4 protein-coding genes are annotated in these 3,951 nt (G+C 68.3%); 3 read left to right on the forward strand and 1 reads right to left on the reverse strand.

The window, feature by feature from the left end:
• On the forward strand, positions 1-260 hold a 260-nt coding region (locus VGB60_RS07235; protein WP_331037595.1), incomplete at its 5' end, for a UrcA family protein.
• 52 nt (positions 261-312) lie between these two features.
• On the opposite strand, the gene VGB60_RS07240 is transcribed toward VGB60_RS07235, so the two are convergent.
• Entirely contained in the window at positions 313-2,487 is a 2,175-nt protein-coding gene (locus tag VGB60_RS07240) for a M3 family metallopeptidase (protein ID WP_331037596.1), read from the reverse strand.
• 128 nt (positions 2,488-2,615) lie between these two features.
• On the opposite strand from VGB60_RS07240, the gene VGB60_RS07245 reads away from it, so the two are divergent.
• Positions 2,616-3,467, forward strand: coding sequence for a glutamate racemase (locus tag VGB60_RS07245; RefSeq protein ID WP_331037597.1), 852 nt, complete (start codon positions 2,616-2,618; stop codon positions 3,465-3,467).
• 65 nt (positions 3,468-3,532) lie between these two features.
• On the forward strand, positions 3,533-3,951 hold a 419-nt coding region (locus VGB60_RS07250; RefSeq protein ID WP_331037598.1), incomplete at its 3' end, for an ATPase.

The raw sequence follows: 3,951 nt of genomic DNA on the forward strand, positions 1-3,951 counted from the left end.
GAACAGTCGCCGCCCACGATTATCGCATCGCCATCGGCGATCTTGATCTCTCGTCTTATGACGGCGCACGACAGTTCGACCTCCGCGTCACACGCGCCGGGCGCGACGCCTGCCGAAGCGGCTCCTCGATGGATCAGGCGCGGTGCACGGTCCTGTTCCGCAATGAGGCCAGGAGTCAGCTCACCGGCGTGCGCTCGGACGACTATGCCCGTGGTCGCGCCAGCCGTGACCAGGCGCGTACGATCCGCGACGCCAGTTGAACGCTCAAGGCTGATCGGTCCGCCCTCAGCGGACGGACCGATCAGTGACGCCTCAGGATACCGGGAAGCCCCGGACCCGCAGCAGGGCGGCGACATCCGGGTCGCGACCGCGGAAGGCGCGATAGGCGTCGCCCCGGTCGGTGGTGTTGCCCGGCGCCAGTATAATCGTCTTGAACCGCCCCCCGATCTCGGGGTCGAATACGTCACCGGATTGCTCGAAGTACGCCCAGGTGTCGGCGTCCATTACTTCCGACCAGAGATAGCTGTAGTAGCCGGCCGAGTAGGCGTCGGACGTGAACAGGTGATTGAACTGCGGCAGGCGGTGCCGCATCACGATCTCATGCGGCATGCCCAGACGGGCCAGCGAGGCCTTCTCGAAGGCGTCGATGTCGGTCGGTGGCGTGGCCTGCGTATGCAGGTCCATGTCGACCATGGCGGAAGACAGGTAGCTGACGGTCGCATAGCCCTGGTTGAAGGTGGCCGAGGCCTCGACCTTGTCGACCAGTTCCTGCGGCATGGGCGCGCCGGTCTCGTGGTGCTTCATGAAGCGGTCCAGGATCGGGCGCGACAGCACCCAGTGCTCGTGCACCTGCGACGGATATTCCACGAAGTCGCGCGGGGTGTTGCCGTAGCTCGGGTAGGTCACCACCGACGAGAAATAGTGCAGGGCGTGTCCGAACTCGTGGAACAGGGTCTCGGCGTCGTCGAGCGAAATCAGCAGCGGCTCGCCGGCCCCCGGCTTGACGAAGTTGTTGTTGTTGGAGGCCAGGATTGGCTTCGATCCGTCGAGCGTCGAGAACGACCTGTAGGTCGTCATCCAGGCGCCTGACCGCTTGCCCGGACGGGCGAAATCATCCGCATAGTACAGACCGATCAGGTTGCCCGAGGCCTTGTCGGTGACCTCGTACAGGGTGACGTCTTCGTGGAAGACCGGGGCGGTCGACTGGGGTTTGGGCGTGAAGATGAAGCCGTACAAGCGCTCGGCCATGTAGAAGGAGGCGTTGCGGACGGCGCCCAGCTCGAAATAGGGCTTCAACTCGTTCTGATCGAGGTCGTACTTCTGCTTCCGGACCTTCTCCGCATAATAGAGATAATCCCACGGCTCGATCTCGTGGCCGGCGATGGCGCGCATGTCGGCCACCTCCTCGACGACCCGCGCCTTGGCCGGGGCCCAGACCCGGTTCATCAGCTCCATGGCCGCCGCGGGGGTCTTGGCCATGGTGTCCTGCATCCGCCATTCGGCGTGGTTGCGGAAGCCCAGCAGCTTGGCGCGCTGATCGCGCAAGCGGACAATCTCGGCGATGATGGCGTTGGTGTCGTTGGCGCCGCCGTTGTCGCCGCGGTTGACGAACTTGCGCCAGACCTGCTCGCGCAAGGCCCGGTCGTCGGCGAAGCTCAGGAACGGATCCACGCTCGAGCGGGTGTTGACGATGGCCCAGCCCTGCAGGTTCCGCGACCGCGCCGCGGCGCCGGCGGCGGCCTTGTTGGACGCCGGCAGACCGGCCACCCCGGCTTCGTTCGGGATGAGGGTCCAGGCGTTCTCATCGGCCACGACCTTCTGGCCGAAGCTGGTGAAGGCGTTGGACAGGGCGGTGTTGATCCGGCCCAACTCGGCCTTGCCGGCGGCGTTCAGCGCCGCGCCGTTGCGGATGAAGGCGTCGCGGCTGCGCGTCGCCAGCCGCGTCTGCTCCGGCGTCAGACCGGCTGCCTGGGCGTTGTCCGCCACCGCCTTGACCCGCAGGAACAGCTTCTCGTTGAAGGTGATCTCGTCGCCGGCGGCGGACAGGATCGGCGAAATCTCGCGGTCCATCGCCTGATAGTCGGCCGAACCGATGTTGCCGGTCATGACGCCGTACAGGGCGCCGGCGCGCTGCAGCGGCTCTCCGGCCATCTGCTGGGCCACCATGGTGTTGGCGAAGGTCGGCGGCTCCGGGTTGTCGGCGATGGCCGCGATCTCGGCGCGGCGCAGCTCGATCCCTTCCAGCATCGCCGCCTTGAGCTTGGCGGGTGTGACCTTGTCCCACGGCGGCACCCCCGAATAGGGTCCCATCCACGGCTGCAGCAGTTCCGCGCGCGGCGCCTGCGACGGCAGCAGGGCGCGCGCGACCGCGGCGTCGGCCTGCAGGGTAGCGGCCGGGGTCGATCCCGCCATGGGCGTTCCGTTCGAGGCGCAGGCGGACAGGGCCAGAAGGCTGCCTCCGCCGATGAGAAGATGTCGTCTGTGCATGGAAAACTCCGTCGGGGGCTTCGTTCCCGTGAACCTAAGCCCTCCCGGCCCTGACTGTCACCTGAACCGCTTGAAATGATGCCGGGCGGCGGATGGACGCAGCGGGACCGCCCGTCTAAAGCCCGCCCATGGCGATTGGCGTATTCGACTCCGGCGTGGGCGGACTGACGGTCCATCGCGAGCTGACGCGACGGTTCCCGGAGCGGGATTTCATCTATCTGGCGGACCAGGCGAACGCCCCGTACGGCGGGCGCGGCGGCGAGGAGATCGTCGATCTGACCCGCTTCGGCTGCGACCGCCTGTTCGAGGCCGGGGCCAACGTCATCGTCCTGGCCTGCAACACCGCCAGCGCTATCGCCCTGCGCCGCCTGCAGCAGACATGGGTGCCGGAGGCGCGTGCGCGTCACGGCCGCCCGATCAACGTGCTGGGCATCATCGTGCCGACCATCGAGGCGGCCACCGGCCTGCCGTGGACCTACGAGCGCACCGTCGTCGACGACAAGATCGAGGCGATCGACGTCACCGGCGTGTTCTGCACCGCCGCCACGGCGATGAGCCGGGTCTATGAGATCGAGATCGACAAGCGGCGCGAGGATCTGGCGGTGTTCTCTGAGCCCTGTCCCGGCCTCGCCGGTCTGATCGAGCTTGGCGCGCCGGCCGAGGAGCTGAAGACGGTGGTCGACGACCATGTGGACGCCCTGCGCCGCCGCATCGGCCGCCATCCCGACCAGGCCATCCTCGGCTGCACCCACTACGAGATCGTCGCCGACCTGTTCGCCGCCGCCCTGCCGCCCGGCACCCCGGTGATCCACCAGCCCACCGCCGTGGCGGATGCGCTGGACCGCTATTTCGCCCGGCACCCGGAGTATGCGCTGGGCGGCTCGGGCCGCCGCGACTTCCTGACCAGCGGCAAGGCCGGACCGCAGTCGGACCTGGTCAGCCAGTTCTGGGGCGCGCCGCTGACGTTCACGGCGGCCTGAGCCTCCCAGGCTGACTTGACGCGGCTCCCCGATGCGCGGTCGATGCGGGACGGAGGATTCCACCGATGATGATCAAGACCCTGCTGGCCGCATGCGTTGCGGCGCTGGCGCTCTCGTCTGCCCCGGCCGCCGCCGAGGTGGTCAGCCGCTCCGACACGGGTTTCTCGCTGAGCTTCGAGCGCTCGGTGACGGCCTCGCCCGAGGCGATCTTCGCCGCCGTCTCGCGCCCGGGCGCGTGGTGGAGCGACGCCCACACCTATTCAGGGTCGGCGTCGAACATCACTCTCGACCTGACGCCGGGCGGCTGTTGGTGCGAGGCGCTGCCTCGGGGCGGGGTCAAGCACGCGGAAACCGTGCTGGTCTGGCCCGGGCGGCGAATGGTCCGCTTCAACGCCCCGTTCGGCCCGCTGCAGGCGACCGGCGCCGCCGCCGTGCTGACCGTGACCTGGGCCGAGGGGGACGGCGGGACCGCGCGGGCGCTGAA

Origin of the sequence: Brevundimonas sp. (assembly GCF_036399195.1) — a bacterium.
Classification (GTDB): Bacteria; Pseudomonadota; Alphaproteobacteria; order Caulobacterales; family Caulobacteraceae; genus Brevundimonas.